The sequence below is a fragment of the Marinobacterium lutimaris genome, from assembly GCF_900108065.1.
GTDB classification, from domain to species: Bacteria; Pseudomonadota; Gammaproteobacteria; order Pseudomonadales; family Balneatricaceae; genus Marinobacterium_D; species Marinobacterium_D lutimaris.
The window spans coordinates 469,217-489,205 of sequence record NZ_FNVQ01000004.1 but is presented as its reverse complement, the minus strand read 5'-3'; the positions used below and the strand labels follow the sequence as shown (position 1 = coordinate 489,205).

The 19,989-nt window shown below is 59.3% G+C and carries 21 protein-coding genes; 11 read left to right on the top strand and 10 right to left on the bottom strand.

The window, feature by feature from the left end; translation table 11 throughout:
* The first annotated feature begins 681 nt into the window (after positions 1 to 681).
* Entirely contained in the window at positions 682 to 1,458 is a 777-nt protein-coding gene (gene otnI / locus C4S72_RS19390; RefSeq protein WP_104004819.1) for a 2-oxo-tetronate isomerase, read from the top strand.
* 18 nt (positions 1,459 to 1,476) lie between these two features.
* Here otnI and C4S72_RS19385 read toward each other — a convergent pair whose 3' ends face one another.
* Complete coding sequence (locus tag C4S72_RS19385; protein ID WP_104004818.1) at positions 1,477 to 2,298, bottom strand: HDOD domain-containing protein; 822 nt, start codon at positions 2,296 to 2,298, stop codon at positions 1,477 to 1,479.
* 89 nt (positions 2,299 to 2,387) lie between these two features.
* On the opposite strand from C4S72_RS19385, the gene C4S72_RS19380 reads away from it, so the two are divergent.
* The gene (locus tag C4S72_RS19380; RefSeq protein WP_104004817.1) at positions 2,388 to 3,044 is read left to right on the top strand and encodes a tRNA-uridine aminocarboxypropyltransferase; all 657 of its coding nucleotides are present in this window, start codon (positions 2,388 to 2,390) and stop codon (positions 3,042 to 3,044) included.
* Positions 3,045 to 3,095: 51 nt separating this feature from the next.
* Here the strand turns inward: C4S72_RS19380 and secB are convergent, their stop codons facing one another.
* The 3 genes from secB to C4S72_RS19365 are packed head-to-tail and all read right to left on the bottom strand — an operon-like array spanning position 3,096 to position 4,252.
* Positions 3,096 to 3,548, bottom strand: a complete 453-nt coding sequence (gene secB / locus C4S72_RS19375) for a protein-export chaperone SecB (RefSeq protein ID WP_104004816.1) — start codon at positions 3,546 to 3,548, stop codon at positions 3,096 to 3,098.
* Positions 3,549 to 3,581: 33 nt separating this feature from the next.
* Positions 3,582 to 3,839, bottom strand: coding sequence for a glutaredoxin 3 (grxC, locus tag C4S72_RS19370; RefSeq protein WP_104004815.1), 258 nt, complete (start codon positions 3,837 to 3,839; stop codon positions 3,582 to 3,584).
* Entirely contained in the window at positions 3,839 to 4,252 is a 414-nt protein-coding gene (locus tag C4S72_RS19365) for a rhodanese-like domain-containing protein (protein ID WP_104004814.1), read from the bottom strand. The genes grxC and C4S72_RS19365 overlap by 1 nt, the downstream gene beginning before the upstream one ends.
* A gap of 263 nt (positions 4,253 to 4,515) precedes the next feature.
* Here C4S72_RS19365 and gpmI point away from each other — a divergent pair, with 263 nt between their 5' ends.
* Genes gpmI through C4S72_RS19345 form a run of 4 tightly spaced genes read left to right on the top strand, consistent with a single transcriptional unit; the run spans position 4,516 to position 9,336 of the window.
* Complete coding sequence (gene gpmI / locus C4S72_RS19360; protein ID WP_104004813.1) at positions 4,516 to 6,066, top strand: 2,3-bisphosphoglycerate-independent phosphoglycerate mutase; 1,551 nt, start codon at positions 4,516 to 4,518, stop codon at positions 6,064 to 6,066.
* 23 nt (positions 6,067 to 6,089) lie between these two features.
* Positions 6,090 to 7,226, top strand: a complete 1,137-nt coding sequence (locus C4S72_RS19355; protein ID WP_104004812.1) for a murein hydrolase activator EnvC family protein — start codon at positions 6,090 to 6,092, stop codon at positions 7,224 to 7,226.
* Between the two features lie 21 nt (positions 7,227 to 7,247).
* Positions 7,248 to 8,549 carry a S41 family peptidase gene (locus C4S72_RS19350; RefSeq protein WP_104004811.1) on the top strand — a complete coding sequence of 434 codons (1,302 nt, stop codon included), beginning with the start codon at positions 7,248 to 7,250 and terminating at the stop codon, positions 8,547 to 8,549.
* A gap of 4 nt (positions 8,550 to 8,553) precedes the next feature.
* Positions 8,554 to 9,336 (top strand): divergent polysaccharide deacetylase family protein, encoded by a 783-nt coding sequence (locus C4S72_RS19345; protein WP_104004810.1) that lies wholly within the window; start codon positions 8,554 to 8,556, stop codon positions 9,334 to 9,336.
* Between the two features lie 12 nt (positions 9,337 to 9,348).
* Here C4S72_RS19345 and C4S72_RS19340 read toward each other — a convergent pair whose 3' ends face one another.
* From C4S72_RS19340 to coaBC, 6 genes are all read right to left on the bottom strand, one after another.
* A complete protein-coding gene (locus C4S72_RS19340; RefSeq protein ID WP_104004809.1) occupies positions 9,349 to 10,539 on the bottom strand; it encodes a CynX/NimT family MFS transporter in 1,191 nt (396 codons plus the stop codon).
* Between the two features lie 141 nt (positions 10,540 to 10,680).
* Positions 10,681 to 11,286 (bottom strand): nucleoid occlusion factor SlmA, encoded by a 606-nt coding sequence (slmA, locus tag C4S72_RS19335; protein ID WP_104004808.1) that lies wholly within the window; start codon positions 11,284 to 11,286, stop codon positions 10,681 to 10,683.
* A 9-nt stretch (positions 11,287 to 11,295) separates the two neighbouring features.
* Complete coding sequence (gene argB / locus C4S72_RS19330; RefSeq protein ID WP_104004807.1) at positions 11,296 to 12,201, bottom strand: acetylglutamate kinase; 906 nt, start codon at positions 12,199 to 12,201, stop codon at positions 11,296 to 11,298.
* A gap of 61 nt (positions 12,202 to 12,262) precedes the next feature.
* Complete coding sequence (locus C4S72_RS19325; RefSeq protein ID WP_104004806.1) at positions 12,263 to 13,651, bottom strand: phosphomannomutase/phosphoglucomutase; 1,389 nt, start codon at positions 13,649 to 13,651, stop codon at positions 12,263 to 12,265.
* A gap of 51 nt (positions 13,652 to 13,702) precedes the next feature.
* Positions 13,703 to 14,164 (bottom strand): dUTP diphosphatase, encoded by a 462-nt coding sequence (dut, locus tag C4S72_RS19320; RefSeq protein ID WP_104004805.1) that lies wholly within the window; start codon positions 14,162 to 14,164, stop codon positions 13,703 to 13,705.
* A complete protein-coding gene (gene coaBC / locus C4S72_RS19315) occupies positions 14,130 to 15,359 on the bottom strand; it encodes a bifunctional phosphopantothenoylcysteine decarboxylase/phosphopantothenate--cysteine ligase CoaBC (RefSeq protein WP_104004804.1) in 1,230 nt (409 codons plus the stop codon). The genes dut and coaBC overlap by 35 nt, the downstream gene beginning before the upstream one ends.
* Positions 15,360 to 15,479: 120 nt before the next feature.
* Between coaBC and radC the strand changes: the two genes are divergently transcribed.
* From radC to C4S72_RS19290, 5 genes are all read left to right on the top strand, one after another.
* Positions 15,480 to 16,154: a RadC family protein gene (gene radC / locus C4S72_RS19310; protein ID WP_104004803.1), complete on the top strand. Its 675-nt coding sequence runs from the start codon at positions 15,480 to 15,482 to the stop codon at positions 16,152 to 16,154.
* Between the two features lie 224 nt (positions 16,155 to 16,378).
* On the top strand, positions 16,379 to 16,615 hold the full coding sequence (rpmB, locus tag C4S72_RS19305; protein WP_104004802.1) for a 50S ribosomal protein L28: 237 nt from the start codon (positions 16,379 to 16,381) through the stop codon (positions 16,613 to 16,615).
* 11 nt (positions 16,616 to 16,626) lie between these two features.
* A complete protein-coding gene (rpmG, locus tag C4S72_RS19300; protein ID WP_027854336.1) occupies positions 16,627 to 16,794 on the top strand; it encodes a 50S ribosomal protein L33 in 168 nt (55 codons plus the stop codon).
* Positions 16,795 to 17,051: 257 nt separating this feature from the next.
* Entirely contained in the window at positions 17,052 to 19,010 is a 1,959-nt protein-coding gene (locus C4S72_RS19295; RefSeq protein WP_160115552.1) for a methyl-accepting chemotaxis protein, read from the top strand.
* Positions 19,011 to 19,099: 89 nt separating this feature from the next.
* Complete coding sequence (locus C4S72_RS19290) at positions 19,100 to 19,981, top strand: DMT family transporter (RefSeq protein WP_104004801.1); 882 nt, start codon at positions 19,100 to 19,102, stop codon at positions 19,979 to 19,981.
* The last annotated feature ends 8 nt before the right edge of the window (positions 19,982 to 19,989 follow it).

Sequence of the window (19,989 nt, the reverse complement as noted above, 5' to 3'; positions counted from 1 at the left end):
CGCCGATGGTAGTGTGGGGCTTCCCCATGTGAGAGTAGGTCATCGCCAGGCACCTAATACGAAGAACCCCAGTACCGTTGGTACTGGGGTTTTTTGTATTTGGGTGGTGTGATCTGCTGTGTACTACACAGGCCCATGTGACAAAGCCCTGTTCCGCAGGAACGGCTTTGGACGTCGGCTCAGCCGACGCCCGTAGGGTCAGAAGCAGCGCTTCTGATCACTGTAGGTCATCCTCCGAGATCCTTCCGAACGCTGGCATAATAAGCCCCGGAAAGCAGGCAGGCACCTAAAGCAGGTCATCGCTGTTCACCCTTACAGCCAGCTCAGCCCTTCACCATCGACCTATAGCAGCCAATGCTCCACCGCTCCCGATCACTACAGTTCATCCACCCAAGCCTCCTCACGCACTGAACGACCCAAGCATAATCCCCTGGTAATCGGGGCGATGGCGCCCCTCCTACGCAAAGCGATCCTGCCACCGCACCGAAGCACGGGAGGTACGCCCGTGCCGATCGAAGCCAGCACGGTGGATAATCCAAAGCTCGATGGCTGATCGCGACGAGGTCGTCGCGCCGGTAGCTGATTCCAGTTCAGACCGCAGTAAATATCTGGCCAGTTCCCTTCCCCTTCAGCTACCAACACCCTAGCATCAAACAAAAAACCACAAAGAGGGATCGCGCCGTGCCCAGATTTGCCGCCAACCTGTCGATGCTATTTACTGAGTTACCCTTTCTGGAGCGCTTTGAAGCGGCTTCTGGGGCTGGATTTGATGCCGTCGAATATCTATTCCCTTACGACTACCCCGCGGATGAGATTAAGCAGAGGCTGGATGCGCATAATCTGGAACAGGTGCTGTTCAACGCTCCTCCCGGCGACTGGTCAACGGGGGAAAGGGGACTGGCCTGTCTGCCCGGCCGAGAGGACGAGTTTGCCGAAGGTATAGAGCAGGCGATCGCGTATGCCGGCGTTCTTGGTAATCTGCTTATTCATGTGATGGCCGGGATCGTGGGGGAAGGTGTATCCCTGGAGCAAGCCCAGGCCCGCTATATCGCTAATATGCGCTACGCCGCCCAACAGGCGGGCAAGCAAGGTTTAAGACTGATGATCGAGCCTATCAACAACCGCGATATGCCGGGTTACCTGGTGAACTATCCCAATCAGGCGAAGATGCTGATCGAAGAGATAGGAGAAGGAAATGTTGGCCTGCAGCTGGATCTGTATCACTGCCAGATGATGCAGGGCCGGGTCACTCAGACGATGCAGGAGCTTTTCATGCTCACCGAGCATGTGCAGATAGCAGGAGTACCCGGCCGGCACGAGCCGGATGTTGGCGAACTGAATTACCCCTATATCCTGAAACAGCTGGATGAGCTGGGTTACCGTGGCTCTGTGGGGTGTGAGTATATCCCTCAGGGTTTAACTCAGAGCGGGTTGAGCTGGATGGATGCTTATCGTTAAAACGCTGTGGCGCTGCTCTCAGGCGCCCATGCCTTCGAGAATCTCATCTTTCAGGTTCAGATAGTCCAGATCGACAATGCCGAGATGGGCAAGTGCCGGTTGGAGTCGCGACAGTTCCTGCTTGGGAGAGATACGCCAGTAGTAGCGGTATGCCTCGCTGATATCCTGGGCCAGGGTCAGTACGCAGAGCAGCTCACGGGTATGGTCAGCTACCTCGATCCGGTCTTCGAGCACGGCGTCGATCTGAGGCTGGAGGCGTATGGTGTCGGCGATATACTGTGGCAGCAGCCATCGCTCGGCCATCCGAGCGCCAACCCGGTAATGGCTGAAACCGAACTGCTGGGTCTCGGCCTGTTCCAGCTCTGCGGCGCTGAGGTTGCCATTTTTCAGCAGGAAGTCGCGATAGTTATCGAATCCCTGCACCATCAAGGGCAGCCCGCAGTCATGCAGCATGCCGCAGGTGTAAACATCATCCTTGTTTAATCGTGTCAGGCGTTGGGCGATCACTGTGGATAACTCGCTGACATCCTGAGCTGTATCCCAGAAGCGTTCCATACGGCCGGTTTTCTGCAGAGAGTTTTTCATCAATGTCAGCCTGACCAGGCTGAATATCCGCTGGAACCCGAGCAGGCTCAGGGCCCGTTCAACCGAGGTGATCTCCACGGCGAGGCCATAGTAGGGGCTGTTGGCCGCTTTCAGTATCATAGAGTAAAGCGCCACATCCTTACGCAGCAGATCTGCGATCTGACGCTGGTCAGGATCTTCGGCCTGAAAGGCTCGGGCAAGGGAGATCAGGATTTCGGGCTGTGGCGGTATCAGCGTATTGAAATGCTTTTGCATTCAGGGCGACCTCCCGCCACAGTTGCCGTTACAGGGAAAGCCAGTATAGTGCGCACCAGATGCATTTTCAGCTTGAACCCATATAACTTATGTCCAATATCAAAGATCCCGCGCGCAGGCCGTATCTGGCCCGTGGCGCCGGCGTAAAGCGTTGCGAGACCTGCCGTCTGGCTATCGAGTCCTGTATCTGTGAGCATCAGTCCAGTGTCGCTGCGAACTGCGAATTCTGGTTGCTGATGCATCATAACGAATTCTATAAACCGACCAATACCGGCAAGCTGATCGCCGATAGCATTCACGGCACGCGGGTTTTTGAATGGTCGCGGACCGAGCCGCCCCAGGCGTTGCTTGACGCGCTGAATGATCCGGCCTATTTCCCCTGCCTGGTCTTTCCTGAAGGGGAGGACTACCAGCAGCGCATGGTTGCAAAACCACCGGCAGACGGAAGGATTCCCGCCTTCATTATTCTTGATGGAACCTGGCGCCAGGCGCGGCGTATGTTCAGGCACAGCCGTTATCTGCAGCACCTGCCGGTGATCGAACCGAAATCGGACCGGGTATCCAGCTATACACTCAGGCGTTCAACGGTGGCGCATCATCTGTGCACGGCTGAGGTGGCTATAGCTTTGTTGGAGTTGCAGGAGGATAGGGCGGCTGCAAGCCATCTGGAGGGATATTTCGAGCGTTTCAACCGTGAGTATTTCGCTACACGGCGGAAATGGGACAGGGAAGAGGGTGAGGAGTAGGAACTGACCGCGGAAACAGCATGAATCCGCGGTCCGTAAGCTGCTTGCCGATCAGTGCTTTTCGGCTTCTGCGGCTTTTTGCTGCTGCTGAGCGTACAGCGCGTCGAAGTTGACCGGTGCCAGCATCAGAGCCGGGAAGCTAGCCTTGGAGGCCAGGTTGTCGATCGCTTCGCGAGCGTAAGGGAACAGCAGGTTCGGGCAGAAAGCGCCCAGGGTGTGCTTGGTTTCCGCTTCGCCGAGGCCGGCCAGCAGGAAGATGCCTGCCTGCTGAACTTCGATCAGGAATGCAGCTTCGCCTTCGTTTTTGACGGTCACGGTCAGGGACAGAACAACTTCGTAGTGTTCCGGATCCAGAGAGGAGCTGCGGGTGTTGATATCAAGGTTTACTTCCGGCTGCCACTGCTTGGTGAATACACCGGGAGCAGCAGGAGTTTCCAGAGAAGCGTCTTTCAGGTAAACGCGCTTCAGCGCGAACTGGGGCTGTTTCTGTTGGTTCTCGGACATCGGATTTTCCTTTGATGGGTAACAGGTCGGTGCTCAGTCTGCCAGCAGTGGATCCAGCTCGCCGCGCCGCTCCAGCGCGAAGAGTTCGTCGCATCCGCCGACGTGGGTTTCACCGATGAATATCTGCGGTACGGTATGACGGCCATTGGCACGCTGCATCATGGTCTGGCGCAGCGTTGGATCGGTATCCACATCGATGGCGTTGTAGCTCACACCCTTATGCTCGAGCAGCATGATCGCCCGCGAGCAAAAGGGGCACCAGCGCGTCAGATAGATTTCGACGGGCTGCATTATTTCACCACGGGCATGTTCTGGCCGCGCCACTCGGTCATGCCACCGGAGAGACGGATAGCCTGGGTAAAGCCTTCAGCCTTGAGCTTCTTGGTCGCAGAAGCTGCAGCCTGACCGACATTGCAGACTACGATAACAGGCTTGGATTTATCTGCCTTGATCTCACCCATGCGTTTGTCCAGATCGGCCAGCGGCAGGTGCAGTGCGCCGGTAATATGACCGGTATCCCACTCTTTCTTCGGGCGGATATCGATAACGGTGGCGCCATCTTTGTTGATCAGGCGGGTGGCTTCGGCGGGAGACACCGATTTGCCGGACTTGCGGCTCTCGGTCCAGAGCAGCATCGCCAGGGTCAGAACCCAGGCTGCAATCAGGTAATAATGTTGAGAGACAAATTCAATCACGCGATCCATAAGGCTTCCCTAATTGGGGGCTAGTCAACAGGCCGCACAGTATACATGGGCGTGGCGCGCTGGATAAGGTTTGCACCAGGAATTTGGCCGTCGGGGGGCAAGGTAGGGTAAACTGATCCGACCAGATCTATGCAGCCCAACGGAACTATTGGCGCTAGCCGGAATCCAGATCAATCTCGTTGAAAGCGGTGCATTAACGCGACAGTACGCCGAGAACGAGCGGTCAGTTCCGAAATATAAATCAGATTGAATAGATATTTGTGATGACTCAAGCACGTTCAACCAAAGCACTGATTATTCTCGATGGCTTCGGTATCGAAGCGACCCCGTCCTCGGCCATTCAGGCGGCGCAGACGCCGACCTGGGACAAGCTGCTCGCGTCCAAGCCCAACAGCCGGATCAAGACCTCCGGCATGGCGGTGGGGCTGCCGGAAGGGCAGATGGGCAACTCCGAGGTTGGCCATATGAATATCGGTGCCGGTCGGATCGTGTACCAGAACCTGACCCGCATCACCAAGGCGATCGAGGACGGCAGCTTTGCCGAGAATCCGGTGCTGACCGCTGCGATGGACAAGGCGATTTCCGCGGGTCGTGCGGTGCACCTGCTGGGTCTGCTGTCGCCGGGTGGCGTACACAGCCATGAAGACCACATGCTTGCGCTGGCCGAAGTCGCAGTGAAGCGCGGCGCCAAAGAAGTGTATCTGCATGCGATTCTCGATGGCCGCGATATGCCGCCGCGCTCCGCTGAGCCCTCTATTGCTAAAACCGAAGCGAAATTCCGTGAGCTGGGTGTAGGTGCCATCGCCACCGTGGTGGGGCGCTACTTCGCCATGGACCGCGATAACCGCTGGGATCGTGTGCAGCAGGCCTATGATGCGATGACCGCTGGTGAGTCGACCCAGCGGGCCCAGTCAGCCCAGCAGGCGCTGGCCGAGGCTTATGCCCGTGACGAAAACGATGAGTTCGTCACCGCCACCGTGATCACCGATATGGCCGGTCACCCGAAAGGCCTGATCAAGGATGGCGATGCGCTGATCTGCGCTAACTTCCGTCCGGACCGCGCCCGTGAAATTACCCGCTGCTTCGTCGAAGACGACTTCGATGGCTTCGAGCGCAAGGTGAGACCGGCCCTGGCCGACTACGTGATGCTGACCCAGTATGCGGCGAGTATCCCCGCCAGCTGTGCCTATCCGCCGGAAAAACTCTACAACGGTCTCGGCGAGTATCTCTCCAGCCTGGGCAAGACCCAGCTGCGCATCGCTGAAACCGAAAAATATGCCCACGTCACCTTCTTCTTCAACGGTGGTGAAGAGGCGGTTTATCCGGGCGAAGAACGTATCCTGGTGCCCTCGCCGCAGGTTGCCACCTACGATCTCAAGCCGGAGATGAGTGCGCCGGAGGTTACCGACAAACTGGTCGAGGCGATCCTCAGCCGCAAGTTTGACCTGATCGTCTGCAACTTCGCCAATGGCGACATGGTTGGCCACACTGGCAAGTTTGATGCCGCGGTCAAGGCGGTGGAAGTGCTCGACGACTGCCTGGCCCGTGTTCTGGCGGCGATGGCGGAAGTGGAGGGTGAAACGCTGATCACCGCTGACCACGGTAACGTCGAACTGATGGTTAACCCGGAAACCGGACAACCGCACACCTCTCACACCAACTGGCCTGTGGCGCTGATCTACGATGGCCCGCGTGCCGCCGAGCTGAGGCTCGACGAAGGTGCTCTCTGTGACCTGGCTCCCACCCTGCTGGCTTTGATGGAGCTGGATGCGCCGGCAGAGATGGGTGGCAAAAACCTGGCACACTTCAACTGATACGGGGCCTCTGGACCTGATTCATGCGCCTTTTACTACTGATGCTCGTGCTGCTTGTTTCGCTGCCATCAATGGCGGCGAGCGAGCAGGAGGCGCGTGAAACCGAGAAGCGGATTGCAGCGCTCAAGGATGAGATCGCCTCGGTGCAGCGAGGTATCGAACGTCAGCGTTCGGAACAGAAGGAGCAGCAGCAGGCTCTGCGCGACAGCGAGAAGCAGATCAGCGAGGTTTCTGCACAGCTGCGTCAGCTCAACGGCGAGATCGACGGTCTGGGTACCGACCTGGATGGACTGGAAGAGCGTGAGGCTGAGCTCGAACGCCAGGTCGAGGCCAGCGCGGGGCGCGTGCAGGAACAGTTACGCGCCCAGTATCGCGAAGGCCGCCAGCCGCAACTGCAACTGATGCTCACCGATCGGGACCCGGCGCGGGTCGAGCGCCTGATCTATTATTACGATCAGCTCAACGCGCAACTGATCGAACAGATGCAAACCTACCGTACCCAGCTTGAGGCGCTCAACGCGACCCGCTCTCAGGCTGCCGATACCAGCGCCGCGCTGTTTGCCAAGCGTGAAGAGCTGGAAGCACAGCAGCGCAAACTTGAGTCTGCCCGCCAGCAGAGGGAAACCAGCCTGGCCAAACTGAAGTCGGCGATGGCGCAGGATCAGCAGCGTCTGTCCGGGCTGCAGAAGAACCAGACCCAGCTACAGAGTCTGCTGGAGCAGCTTCGGGAATCGATCCGGCGCTCCCAGCTGGAAACCGCCAATCAGGACTTCGACAAGCTCAAGGGCAAACTACCCTGGCCAGTGGATGGCAGTATCAAACGCGGCTTTGGCCAGAAAGTGAATGACCTGGCCTACGAAGGCGTGTTGATCGGTGCCCGCACCGGGCGTGAAGTGCATGCCGTGCATTCAGGCCGTGTGGTGTTTGCCGATTGGCTGCGTGGATACGGTTTACTCTTGATCATTGACCATGGCGGCGGTTATATGAGTTTGTATGGACACAATGAGAGCCTGTTGCGCGAGACCGGCACCTGGGTCAGACCGGGTGATGTGGTTGCGACCACCGGCGACAGTGGCGGTTATGATGAAACCGGCCTCTATTTCGCGATCCGCAAAGGCGGGCGCTCTATCGATCCGGCCCCTTGGCTGGCGGACCGCTGAAAATCACTTCAAGGATAAGCTATGAATCTTCTTGCCAGTGTAAAACGAACCTCTCTGCTGCTCGGGCTTTCGGCGACCCTGGCTTTGCCGGTGACCGCCTGGTCCCAGGAGCCTGAGGGCTCAGAACCGCAGGCGACGCTGCCACTGGAAGAGTTACGCATGTTTGCCGAAGTTTACGGCCGCATCAAGGATGCCTATGTGGAGCCGGTGGATGACAAAACACTGCTGGAAGACGCCATCCGCGGCATGCTGTCGGGGCTGGACCCGCACTCTTCCTACCTGGAACCGGAAGCGTTCGAAAACCTGCAGGTGCACACCAGCGGAGAGTTCGGCGGTCTGGGCATCGAGGTAGGCCAGGAAGATGGCTTTGTGCGTGTGATCGCCCCGATCGATGATACCCCGGCTCAGCGTGCCGGCATCAAGGCGGGCGACCTGATCATCAAGCTTGACGATACGCCGGTGCAGGGAATGCCGCTGAACGAAGCGGTGGAACTGATGCGAGGTGAGATCGGCAGCGAAATTGTGCTGACCATCGTCCGTGACGGGATCGAGAAGCCGTTTGAGGTCACCCTGGTACGTGATGCCATCAAGGTTGCCAGCGTCAAGAACCGTCTGCTCGAGCCTGGATACGGCTATCTGCGCCTGACCCAGTTCCAGCTCAACACCGCCGAGGATATGCGTAAGGCGATCAACGAGATGCAGCAGGAGCAGCCGCTCGAAGGGCTGGTGCTGGATCTGCGTAATAACCCCGGTGGCGTGCTTCAGGCCGCCGTCGATGTGGCCGATACCTTCCTTGATGATGGCCTGATCGTATATACCGAGGGCCGCCTGCCCAGCTCCCAGCTGGAGTTCAGCGCCCAGGCAGAGACCCAGGCTCCAGATCTGCCGCTGGTGGTGCTGATCAATGGTGGCTCCGCCTCGGCTTCCGAGATCGTTGCCGGTGCGCTGCAGGACCATCACCGTGCCGTACTGATGGGTACCGACAGCTTCGGTAAGGGCTCGGTGCAGACCGTACTGCCGCTGGGCAGTGACCGTGCCGTCAAGCTGACCACGGCGCGTTATTACACGCCGAGCGGCCGTTCTATCCAGGCTCAGGGCATACACCCGGATGTGATGATTGAAGAGGGGCGCCTGACCCAGGTTGAACATGAAAACCTGGTGAAAGAGCGTGATCTGGTAGGCCATCTGGAGAACGGTGAGGAAGACAGTCTGGCCGGCAATGGCGATGCCCACCTGGCCGAACGTGACATCCAGCTTTACCAGGCGCTTAACCTGCTTAAGGCGCTGAACATCGTTTCAGCGAACCAGCTGAATCAGGGCTGATTCGATGGCGATGGCCGTCAGGCTTTGGCTGGTAGCGCTTTGTCTGCTGGCCCTTCCGGCTTGGGCTGCGCCACTGGCGGAGCGGCCCAAGCTGGTGCTGATCATCGATGATATGGGCCTCAGTCTGGAACGGGGCCGGGCGGCTCTGGCACTGCCAGGGCCCATCACCTACGCCGTTTTGCCGTTTCGACCTCACTCCCGCGAACTCAGCCTCGAAGCTACAAGCGAAGGGAAAGAGGTGATTCTGCATGCGCCGATGGAGAATATGCGCCACCTCAAGCTGGGGCCGGGGGCACTGACGCCACAGCAGTCCCGGGAGCAGATGCAGCAGCAGCTCAACGCTGCGCTGGATTCTATCCCCGAGGCGATCGGTGTGAACAATCATATGGGCAGCCTGCTCACTCAGCTTGATGAACCCATGAGCTGGGTGATGGAGGTTATCCACAACCGCGGCTTATTCTTCATCGACTCGCGCACCACAGCGGATACCCGGGCGATGGCCGTGGCGCACTCTGCCGGTGTTCCCTCGGTGGAGCGCAATGTGTTTCTCGACAATGATCTCTCGGTCGAAGCGATCACTCACGAATTCCAGCGCGCGGTGGATCTGGCTTTGACCGAAGGGCGCGCGGTGGTGATCGGTCATCCCCATCCGCAAACGATTTCAGTACTGCAAACCATGCTGCCGACGCTGGGTGAACTGGGCATAGTGCAGATGTCGGCAGCGGCCTACCTGAACGAGATCGAAGACGCGCAGAGGCGTCTTCTGGCGCGGCAGACCGCGCACTGATCCTCGGCGGAATCAGTCGCTGAGCGTTCCTGGCCTGGCGGCTACCACTCCCGACAGCATCTGTCCCACTTGCAGCGCCAATAGCAGCGCCAATGCAATCCCCCATCCACTGGTCAGGTCATGCAGCGCGCCGATCACCAGCGGGCCCATGGCGGCGATCAGGTAACCCACGGACTGTGCCATGGCGGACAGCGCCAGCGCCTGTGTCGTGTTCTCGCTGCGCAGCGCAAACAGAGTCAGCGCAAGGCTCAATGCGCCTCCGATGCCGAGACCGATCAGTGAGGCCCAGAGCCAGGCCAGAGGCGGCATCAGCAGCAGGCCGGCCAGTCCGGTGAAGGTCAGGGTAAACAGCCCGATCACCAGCGGTCGCTGATCCTGCATCCGGGTGGCGATCATCGGTGTCAGCAGGTTGGCCGGCACGCCGGCCAGGTTGACCAGCGAGGCTGCCTGTCCGGCGGCCAGGTCGGACAGACCGTTATCGATCAGCATGTTGGGCAGCCAGGTGGCGATGCTGTAGAAGCAGGTGGACTGCAGGCCCATGTAGCCGGTTATGGCCCAGGCGCGGCGGTTGCGCCATAGCGGTGGCCTTTTCGCCTTGGGCGGCTGATAGCTTTGCGTATGCACCCGCAGCAGAAACAGCCAGGGCGGCAGGCATAGCAGCGGCAGCAGCGCCCAGAGCAGCATCGGCGCACGCCAGTCCATAAATGCATCACGCAGCGGCACCGCCAGGTAAACGCCGAGCCCGGCGCCGGCGGACAGTGTCACCGAGTAAATACCGGTCATCACGCCGGTGTGATTGGGGAAATAAGCCTTCACCAGGCCGGGAATCAGCACATTGAGCAGGGCGATGGCGGAGCCGATCAGCAGTGTGCCGAGCAGGATAATCTGGAACGGCGGCATCACCCTCAGGACGGCGCCGGTGCTGATCAGCAGCAGCGCCCCCAGCACCAGTAGTGGAGGGGTGATCTTGCGTGTCAGCAAAGGCACCAGTGCAGAGACAAAGGCGAAACAGAGCAGCGGCAGGGTGGTCAGGGTACTGAACTGACTGGCGCTGAAATTGAGGTTGTGGCGGATATCTTCCACCAGCGGCCCGACGACGACGAGGCCTCCACGCAGGTTGATGGCGGCCAGCATCAGGCCGAGTACGGCGAGACCTATGGCCCAGGGGCGACCCGAGAGCGGGCCTTTGAGGGGAGTGGACATGAACTTTCCTGTTCTTGTTGTTCGTTATTTTCTGCTTGTTATGGGTGGTGCGTTTTTTGTGGTGCGGTGTTGATAAAAAGCACTACCCCGGCACCTTTACGGCGGCCGGGGTAGTGGGAGGCGCTGTGACGCTTGTCAGCTTCAGGCGGCGCGGAACAGACCCTGGGCAAGGCGTGCCCACTGTTCTGGCCAGAACTCCGTCGGTCTGCGCTTGAACTCGCTGCGCACAAACTGGCGGATGCGTCCTTCAGCGGTGGCGAGAATCAGGTTGGCTGTGGAACCGGCAGGAATCTCCGTTCGCAGCCCCTCTCTGACTTCCGCTTCGCGCATGATCTGCTTGAGCTGGGTTTCCAGCCGTTCAAACAGCTGATTCACCCGGTTGCGCAGGCGTTCGGTTTCACCGGAGAGGGCATCGCCGGTCAGGATACGGGCCATGCCCGGGTTCTTTTCCACAAATGCCAGCAGCAGTGTCAGGATCTGTTCGCACTTGCGTTTACCGCTGACCTCGGAGCCGACGATCAGGTTAACACGGGAAAACAGGGTATCCTCGATAAAGCCGATCAGGCCCTCGAACATCCGTGCCTTGCTCGGGAAGTGGCGATAGAGCGCCGCTTCCGACACCCCCACTTCGCGGGCCAGGGCGGCGGTGGTGATGCGGGCGCCCGGGTTGCCCTCCAGCATCTGCGCGAGCGACTGCAAGATCTGCTCGCGACGGGAAATTTTACGTTCCTGCTGTACTTCGCTCATCCAGGGTCCTTAGCCTAGGTTTCGGTTGGTAATCAGGGTGCCGACACCCTCATCGGTAAAGATCTCCAGCATGCAGGAGTGCTCGACCCGGCCGTCGATGATATGGGCGCTGTTCACACCGCTTTTCACGGCGCTGAGGGCGCAGCCGATCTTCGGCAGCATGCCGCCGTAGATGGTGCCATCTTCGATCAGCTCATCGACCTGGCGGGTAGACAGACCGGTCAGTACCTTGCCGTCCTTGTCCATCAGACCTGCGATATTGGTCAGCAGAATCAGTTTTTCCGCCTGCAGCACCTCGGCCACCTTGCCGGCGACCAGGTCGGCGTTGATGTTGTAGGAGTGGCCCTCGGCATCAACGCCGATCGGCGCGATCACCGGGATAAAGTCGGAGTTGACCAGCATCTCCAGTACCCGCACGTTAACGCGATCAACCTCGCCCACATGGCCGATATCGATGATCTCCGGCGCTTCCATCTCCGGTGTCTTGTGTTTCACCTTGAGCTTGCGCGCGCGCAGCAGTTCGCCATCCTTACCGGTCAGGCCGATCGCCTTGCCGCCGGCCGCGTTGATCAGGCCGACAATCTCCTTGTTCACCATGCCGCCGAGTACCATCTCGACCACATCCATGGTCTTCTCGTCGGTGACCCGCATGCCGTTGATGAACTTGGATTCGATGTTGAGCTTTTCCAGCAGCTCACCGATCTGCGGACCACCGCCATGAACCACGATCGGGTTGATGCCGATCAGCTTCATCATGACGATATCGCGGGCGAAGCTCTCTTTGAGCTTCTCGTCGATCATGGCGTTGCCGCCATATTTGATCACCAGTGTCTGGCCAACAAAGCGCTGGATGTACGGCATTGCCTCTGACAATACCTGGGCGGTGGAGATCGCCTGACTACGGTTAAGGGGCATTTAACTCATCCTCTGAATATGGGTGTTACTGATGGCGCTCATTCCTCGGGCTGGCTCCGACTTATTCGTCGGGGATGTCGAGGCTGGCGTCGACAGCGTGCAACCGGGTCTGGAATTCATGGCGGATACGCGCAAGCGCCGCCTCATTCTCAGCCTCGAAACGCAGTACCAGCATGGGGGTGGTGTTGGAGGCCCGTACCAGTCCCCAGCCATCCGGATAATCGATACGCACGCCGTCGATGCGGCTGGCTTCACCACCCGGAAACTCCAGTTGCTGAAGCGCGTCGACTATCTGGAACTTGTTCTCTTCGGTCACCTGAATATTGATCTCAGGCGTACTTATATCTTCAGGATAGGCGCTGAATATCTCGTCGGCAGTTTCGTGGCGCTTAGCGAGAATCTCCAGCAGGCGCACGGCGCTGTAGAGACCATCATCGAAACCAAACCAGCGCTCCTTGAAGAAGATGTGGCCACTCATCTCGCCGGCCAGCAGAGCTCCGCACTCTTTCATCTTGCGTTTGATCAGCGAGTGGCCGGTCTTCCACATGGTAGCCTTGCCGCCGGCATTTTCGATCACTTTTGGCAGCAAACGCGAACATTTTACGTCGAACAGGATCTCCGCGCCCGGGTTACGTGATACCACGTCCTCAGCGAACAGCATCATCACGCGATCGGGATAGATCACCTTGCCCTTCTCGGTGACTACGCCGACGCGGTCGCCGTCACCATCAAAGGCCAGGCCCAGGTCAGCGCCGGTTTCGGCCACCTTGGCGATCACATCCTGCAGGTTCTTCAGCTTGCCCGGATCCGGATGGTGGTTGGGGAAGGTACCATCCACCTCGCAGAACAGCGGGATAATCTCCACGCCCATGCGCTGGATCAGTTCTGGCGCCAATATGCCCGGAATACCGTTGCCGCAATCCACCACAACCTTCAGTGGGCGGTTGACGTGCACATCACCGGCAATGCGCTGCAGGTAGGCTTCGGCCACATCCTCTTCGCTGCGCTGTCCCTTGCCTTCGGTGTAGTCGCGCTGGTCGATACGTGTGCGCAGCTCCTGAATCTCTTCACCGGACAGGGTGTGTCCGGCCAGCATCATCTTGAAGCCGTTGTAATCGGACGGGTTGTGGCTGCCGGTGATCATGATGCCGGTCTGGTGCGCGCGTTGATGCGCGGCAAAGTAGAGTACCGGCGTTGGCACATAGCCGATATCGATCACGTCAGCACCGCCCTCAAGCAGGCCCTCGATGAGGACCTCTTTCAGGCGTGGCCCTGAGAGTCGGCCGTCGGCGCCAACGATCACTTCGCCAATTCCCTGGCTGTGAGCGCTGGCGGCAAAGGCACGACCGAGATGGTAGACCAGCGGCTCAGTCAGCGACTCGCCAACAATACCGCGGATGTCGTAGGCGCGAAAAACGCCGGCATCAAATGTTTCCAAATCAAAACTCATTCCGTGCTCCTTGCTGAGTAGTTGGTTGAAACATTGTAGATAGAGCTGGGCTCAATGGCGGCCGGAAGATCCAAATCCGCCGTCACCACGGTCAGTGTCGGTAAACTCTTCGACCACTTCGAAGTCGGCTTGGACCACGGGAACCAGCACCATCTGCGCGATACGCTCGCCCGGCTCCACGGAGAAGGTGGTATCGCCACGGTTCCAGCAGGAGACAAACAGCTGGCCCTGGTAGTCGGAATCGATCAGGCCGACCAGGTTGCCGAGCACGATACCGTGCTTATGGCCCAGGCCCGAGCGCGGCAGGATCATTGCGCACAGGTTCGGATCCTCGATGTGGATCGCAAGGCCGGTGGGGATCAGTTCGGTCTGACCGGGCTCCAGGGTGATCGCGTCATCGAGGCAGGCGCGCAGGTCCAGGCCCGCGGAGCCATCGGTGGCGTAAGCCGGCAGCGGGAACTGGCCGCCGATGCGGTCATCAAGAATCTTTACCTGTAGCTTTCGTTTGTTCATTGAAGTGCTCTGCTATGCGGTTGATCAGTTGGCGAGCCAACTGCTGTTTCGAAGATTGCGGCAGCGTTTCTTCGCTGTTCGGGCCGATCAGTGTGACGGCGTTTTCGTCGCTGTTAAAGCCGATGCCCTCAGCGGACACGTCGTTGGCGATGATCAGATCCAGGCGTTTACGGGTCAGTTTATCGCGGGCGTATTGCAGTACATCGCGGGTCTCTGCGGCGAAGCCCACGGTGAACGGACGTGAATCTGCGGCTGCGACGCTGGCGACGATATCCGGGTTTTTGGTCAGACGCAGTTCCATGATCTCGTCCGAGCCCTTTTTCATCTTATGCTCGGCCACGGCGACCGGACGGTAATCTGCCACTGCTGCGGCGGCGATAAACAGGTCGCAGTCGTGCAACGTAGCCATGGCTGCGTCCAGCATCTGCAGGGCGCTTTCAACCTGCACCCGCTCGACGCGATCAGGAGCGGCCAGGTTGACCGGGCCTGAGATCAGCGTGACGCGGGCGCCGGCATCGCGCGCCGCTTCAGCCAGGGCGTAGCCCATCTTGCCGGAGCTGTGATTGGAGATATACCGCACCGGGTCCAGCGCCTCACGGGTAGGGCCGGCGGTGATGCAGACATGACGGCCGCTCAGCGCCTGGAAGTCGAACTGTTCGGCGCACAGCTGGGCCAGTTCGACCGGCTCCAGCATGCGGCCGGGGCCGGTGTCGCCGCAGGCCTGGGAGCCGCTGCCGGGACCAAACACCTGCACATCTATGCTGTCCTTCAGGCTCTGCATATTCTGCTGGGTACGCGGATCACGCCACATCGCCTGGTTCATGGCCGGCGCCAGGGCGATGGGCGCATCGCTGGCCAGGCAGAGGGTGGTCAGCAGATCGTCGCCCATGCCGGCGGCGAGACGAGCGATAAAGTCGGCGCTGGCAGGCGCTACCAGAATCAGGTCAGCCCATTTCGCCAGTTCGATATGACCCATGCCGGCTTCGGCTTCGGGATTGAGCAGTTGCAGATGTACCGGGTTGCCGGACAGCGCCTGCAGTGTCAGCGGGGTGATAAATTCGGTGGCGGCCGCGGTCATCACCACGCGGACATCCGCCCCGGCACCCTTCAGAACGCGCGTCAGTTCAGCGCTTTTATAGGCAGCTATACCGCCACTGATACCGAGAAGAATCCGGCGGTTAGTAAGTCTGTGCATACCCTGTGTGTCCGATGAATTCAGGATGGAGGCTTGGGAGAGTCCAGCCCTTTAAGATACCATTCTGATGCTGTGTTGCGTAGTGCAGACGGCATGATCGGGACCACAGGGAGGTGGCAAATGGCGATCACGGACTGGCCTGCCGAGGAGCGGCCGCGAGAAAAACTGCTGGCCCGCGGCGCTGAGGCGCTCTCCGATGCGGAGCTGCTGGCGATCTTTCTGCGCACCGGGGTAAAGGGGAAAAGTGCTGTGGATCTGGCACGGGAGCTGTTAACCACTTTTGGTGGTCTGCGGCCGCTGATCGAGTCCTCCAGGGAGCAGTTCTGCGCAGCCCTGGGACTTGGCGATGCAAAGTATGTGCAGTTACAGGCGGTGATGGAGATGTCGCGGCGTCATCTTGAGGCGCAGCTGCAACGTGGTTCTGCACTGGAAAGCCCCCAGGCGGTGCGGCGCTATCTGTCGGCGCAGCTACGGCATGAAAACCGCGAGGTGTTTGCCTGCCTGCTGCTGGATAACCGTCATCGCGTGATCCGCTTCGAGCCGCTGTTCTTTGGCACCATCAACGCCGCCAGTGTTTATCCCCGCGAGGTGGTGTCGCTGGCGCTGCGCCATCAGGCGGCGGCGCTGATTCTGGCGCACAATCACCCATCGGGTGTTGCCGAGCCCTCCCAGGCGGACCGTCAGATCACCGACCGTTTGATCGATGCCCTGGCGCTGGTCGATGTGCGGGTGCTGGATCACCTTGTGATCGGCGACGGGGAGAGCGTGTCCTTCGCCGAGCGAGGTTGGCTGTAACTGCCGGTTAGACGGGACCCTTCTCTGTTGGAAACTGGTGATTAATTAGCCAAAAAAGCTGGCGCTTCGATTGCTATCTCTGTATAGTACGCGGCCTTCTGTCCCTAATGGTACGGGATTTTGTCCGGGTTATTGGACGCTCCGCCTGAGAGAGCGGCGTAACATCGCTCTCGATAAGTATCTGACAGAAGTTAATTAACCCTTTTAGATTAAGGTTTATTACAATGTCTCGAGTTTGCATGGTAACGGGCAAGCGCCCGGTAACCGGAAACAACGTTTCCCACTCTCAGCGCAAGACGCGTCGTCGCTTCCTGCCGAACCTGCACTGGCACCGTTTCTGGGTTGAGAGCGAAAACCGTTTCGTTCGTCTGCGTGTTTCCTCCAAGGGCATGCGCATCATCGATAAAAAGGGCATCGACACAGTTCTGACCGAACTGCGTGCCCGTGGCGAGAAAGTTTGAGGAGCTAGGTCATGGCTAAAGGCGCACGCGAAAAGATCCGACTGGTTTCCTCTGCTGGCACTGGTCACTTCTACACTACTGACAAGAACAAGCGTAACACTCCGGACAAGTTCGAATTCAAGAAATACGATCCGGTTGTTCGCAAGCACGTCATCTACAAAGAAGCCAAAATCAAGTAATTGGTTTTAGCTTTCGAAAAACCCCGGCCCCGGCCGGGGTTTTTTTATGCCTGTAATGTCGCAATCAGAATTGAGGTTGTTCCGATCCGGCCGATATCCTAGTTTTACAATCGGGTATTGGATCTGATCGATTGTGTGGAGCCTTCCGGTCGGGATATCGTGCTGTTACAAGATGGATATGTCGCCAAAGACTAACAGGGTTTGTTTTGGCAGGGTGCCGATCAACAAATCCAACGACAGTTCGAGAGTGCGCAGAGATGAAAATCAAACAGAAGCTGATGCTGGCGTTCGTGTTTACCGTGTTGGTGCCCAGCGTTTTGCTGTCCGCCTACAGCATTACCCATTCGCGCAATGCCGCAGAAGAGCGTTTCGCCGAAATAAGTGAGCTGAAGGTCAGAGCTGTTGATGATTCATTCAGCGCCTTCTTCCAGGATATCAGCAAAGATATAACCAACCTGGCCAAGATGCCCGCCATTCGCAGCGCCGACAGTACCATCCCCACCTACTACGGCGGCCCGGATGTCGATATGAAGCCCTCCCGGGCGGGCGGTCTGGAAGGTGAGATCTACGCCAATCTGGCGCTCTTTGCCGATACCCATCCCGGTTTCGCCTATGTCTACATGGGCACCGAGCAGGGGGGGTATGTGCAGTGGCCGGAAGGCAAGGTCTCTGCCGGCTACGATCCGCGCAAGCGCCCCTGGTATGAAGAGACAATGCGTAACCCGGGCGAAGTGGCGATCCGCAGTGCTTACTACTGGGCGGTGGATGACGTCACCCTGGTGGCGGTGGCGCGCAGCATTGAAAACGCCCGTGGCCAGGTGGTTGGCGTGATGTCCGCGGATGTATCCCTGGCGTCGCTCACCGAGATGGCTCGGGAGGAGAAACTCGGCGACAACGGTTACCTGATGCTGGTGGAAGATACCGGTACCGTATTGGTGGACGCAACCCGCCCGGAAAACAACTTCAAGAACATCAATGAGCTCGAAGGCGATGCGTACCGGCAACTGGCGGGTACCCAGAACGGGCTGCTGCGCGTCAATATCGCGGGTGAGGAATACAGCGCCCGGGTGCACAGCTCAGAGGCTCTGGGCTGGAAAATCATCGCCTTGATGCCGCGCAGTGAAATCCTGGCACCGGCCCAGGCGATGATGTGGACCCAGGTAGGCATCACCGCATTGGTGGTGGTGCTGGTCTGCGTGTTTGCCTTCTGGCTGTCCGGCATGCTGGTCAAGCCGGTGCGCCTGGTGAGCGATGGCCTGCGCGAGATCGCTCAGGGCGAGGGGGATCTGACCCAGCGCCTCAGCGTGGTGAGCAGGGATGAGGCCGGCGAGCTCGCGGTCTGGTTCAACCAGTTCCTGGATTCGTTGCAGGGGCTGGTGCGCCAGGTCAGCCGCAGCGCGGAAGAGATCGAACAGGTGTCCGGCGAAACCAAGAGCAGCGTGGCGGCGGTGGACCGGGCCAGTGAATACCAGGTGCAGGAGGTCGAGGCGATGGTGGCCTCGGTCAACGAGATGTCGGCCACCGCGAATGAAGTGGCCAGCAGTTGCTCCCGCACCGCGGATGCGGCCATGGCCAGCCAGGAAGCCAGTGAGCAGGGTCGCCAGATCATGGGCCAGACCGAGCAGAGTGTGCGTCATCTCGGTGACCAGGTAGCCCAGTCCATGGAGCATATCCGTGAGCTGGAGCTGGAAACCAATCAGATCAACAAGATCCTCGAGGTGATTCGCGATATCGCCGAGCAGACCAACCTGCTGGCGCTAAACGCCGCGATAGAGGCGGCCCGTGCCGGTGATTCGGGACGTGGCTTTGCCGTGGTAGCCGATGAGGTACGTACCCTGGCGCAGCGTACCCAGGTTTCCACCGAGGAGATCAGCTCGCTGGTTGATCGTTTGAAGAACCAGACGGCCCAGGTGGTGGGCACCATGGAAACCAGCCATGCACAGTCGAAACAGACCGTTGAACTCTCCGGGCAGGCCCATGAGGCGTTCGAGCGGATCAAACGTTCGGTGGACGAGATTACCGATATGGCGACCCAGATCGCCAGCGCCGCCGAGCAGCAGCACCAGGTATCTGAGGGTATCAACGCCAATATCGAGGCGATTCACGGTGCCGCCAGTGAAGTGAACCAGGTCTCTTCCGACGTGGCGGACAAAGCATCGCGTCAGACCGACCTGGCGGCACAGCTGACCAGCCTGGTGCACCGCTTCAAGGTCTGATTTTAGCTCCATCTCCATCGGAGACTGCCTGTACCCGGGGTGGCAGTCTCCGGTATCGTTTGCCTTCCCATAAATCGAAGGAAGGCTCGATGTCCATTGCCGCGCTGAAACCTTATGTGCCGCTGCTGTTTGTGCTGCTCTGGAGCACCGGCTTTATCGGTGCGCGCTTCGGCTTGCCCTACATTGAGCCGTTCAATTTCCTGTTTATCCGCATGCTGCTCACGCTGGTGGTGTTTTTCGCGCTGGTGCTGGCGTTCCGTGCCGCCTGGCCGGGGCCGCGTCAGGCGCTGCATCAGATGGTGGTGGGATCACTGGTGCATGCGGCATACCTGGGCGGTGTGTTTGCGGCGATCGGCTGGCAGATGCCGGCGGGTGTGGCCTCATTAATTGTCGGTCTGCAGCCTCTGCTCACCGCGGTGTTGGCCTGGGTAGTCTGGCGCCAGAGGCTGCTGCCGTTACAGTGGCTGGGCCTGGTGTTGGGCCTGATAGGGGTGGCGCTGGTGCTTGCGGGTGGCAACCGGCTGGGGCAGTTTGAGCTTACAGCCCCCGCGCTGGCGGGCGTGGCGATTGCGCTGGTGGCGATCTCGGTGGGTACGCTCTATCAGAAGCACTTTGGTCAGGGGGTGAATCTGCTGACCGGCTCCTTTTACCAGTATCTGGCCACGGCGCTGTGGATGGGGTTGCTCACCTATACCTTTGAAACCGGCGAGGTAGACTGGCAGCCGGAGCTGATTGGGGCGCTGGCCTGGCTGGTACTGGGGCTTTCAGTGTCGGCGATCCTGCTGTTGCTGCTGATGATCCGTGAGGGCGAAGCCTCCAAGGTGGCCAGTTATTTTTATCTGGTACCGCCGGTTACCGCGATCGAAGCCTGGCTTCTGTTTGACGAGCAACTGGGCGCGCTGGCGCTGTTCGGTGTGGCGGTCACGGTCAGTGGTGTTTATCTGGTCTTGCGGCGTCAGGCCGCAGCTTAGCGTTGAAG

Coding starts and splice junctions, on each gene's coding strand:
- C4S72_RS19385 (WP_104004818.1), bottom strand. CDS start 2,298: ATGCAAAAGCATTTCAATACGCTGATACCGCCACAGCCCGAAATCCTG.
- C4S72_RS19380 (WP_104004817.1), top strand. CDS start 2,388: ATGTCCAATATCAAAGATCCCGCGCGCAGGCCGTATCTGGCCCGTGGC.
- secB (WP_104004816.1), bottom strand. CDS start 3,548: ATGTCCGAGAACCAACAGAAACAGCCCCAGTTCGCGCTGAAGCGCGTT.
- grxC (WP_104004815.1), bottom strand. CDS start 3,839: ATGCAGCCCGTCGAAATCTATCTGACGCGCTGGTGCCCCTTTTGCTCG.
- C4S72_RS19365 (WP_104004814.1), bottom strand. CDS start 4,252: ATGGATCGCGTGATTGAATTTGTCTCTCAACATTATTACCTGATTGCA.
- gpmI (WP_104004813.1), top strand. CDS start 4,516: ATGACTCAAGCACGTTCAACCAAAGCACTGATTATTCTCGATGGCTTC.
- C4S72_RS19355 (WP_104004812.1), top strand. CDS start 6,090: ATGCGCCTTTTACTACTGATGCTCGTGCTGCTTGTTTCGCTGCCATCA.
- C4S72_RS19350 (WP_104004811.1), top strand. CDS start 7,248: ATGAATCTTCTTGCCAGTGTAAAACGAACCTCTCTGCTGCTCGGGCTT.
- C4S72_RS19345 (WP_104004810.1), top strand. CDS start 8,554: ATGGCGATGGCCGTCAGGCTTTGGCTGGTAGCGCTTTGTCTGCTGGCC.
- C4S72_RS19340 (WP_104004809.1), bottom strand. CDS start 10,539: ATGTCCACTCCCCTCAAAGGCCCGCTCTCGGGTCGCCCCTGGGCCATA.
- slmA (WP_104004808.1), bottom strand. CDS start 11,286: ATGAGCGAAGTACAGCAGGAACGTAAAATTTCCCGTCGCGAGCAGATC.
- argB (WP_104004807.1), bottom strand. CDS start 12,201: ATGCCCCTTAACCGTAGTCAGGCGATCTCCACCGCCCAGGTATTGTCA.
- C4S72_RS19325 (WP_104004806.1), bottom strand. CDS start 13,651: ATGAGTTTTGATTTGGAAACATTTGATGCCGGCGTTTTTCGCGCCTAC.
- dut (WP_104004805.1), bottom strand. CDS start 14,164: ATGAACAAACGAAAGCTACAGGTAAAGATTCTTGATGACCGCATCGGC.
- coaBC (WP_104004804.1), bottom strand. CDS start 15,359: ATGCACAGACTTACTAACCGCCGGATTCTTCTCGGTATCAGTGGCGGT.
- radC (WP_104004803.1), top strand. CDS start 15,480: ATGGCGATCACGGACTGGCCTGCCGAGGAGCGGCCGCGAGAAAAACTG.
- rpmB (WP_104004802.1), top strand. CDS start 16,379: ATGTCTCGAGTTTGCATGGTAACGGGCAAGCGCCCGGTAACCGGAAAC.
- rpmG (WP_027854336.1), top strand. CDS start 16,627: ATGGCTAAAGGCGCACGCGAAAAGATCCGACTGGTTTCCTCTGCTGGC.
- C4S72_RS19295 (WP_160115552.1), top strand. CDS start 17,052: ATGAAAATCAAACAGAAGCTGATGCTGGCGTTCGTGTTTACCGTGTTG.
- C4S72_RS19290 (WP_104004801.1), top strand. CDS start 19,100: ATGTCCATTGCCGCGCTGAAACCTTATGTGCCGCTGCTGTTTGTGCTG.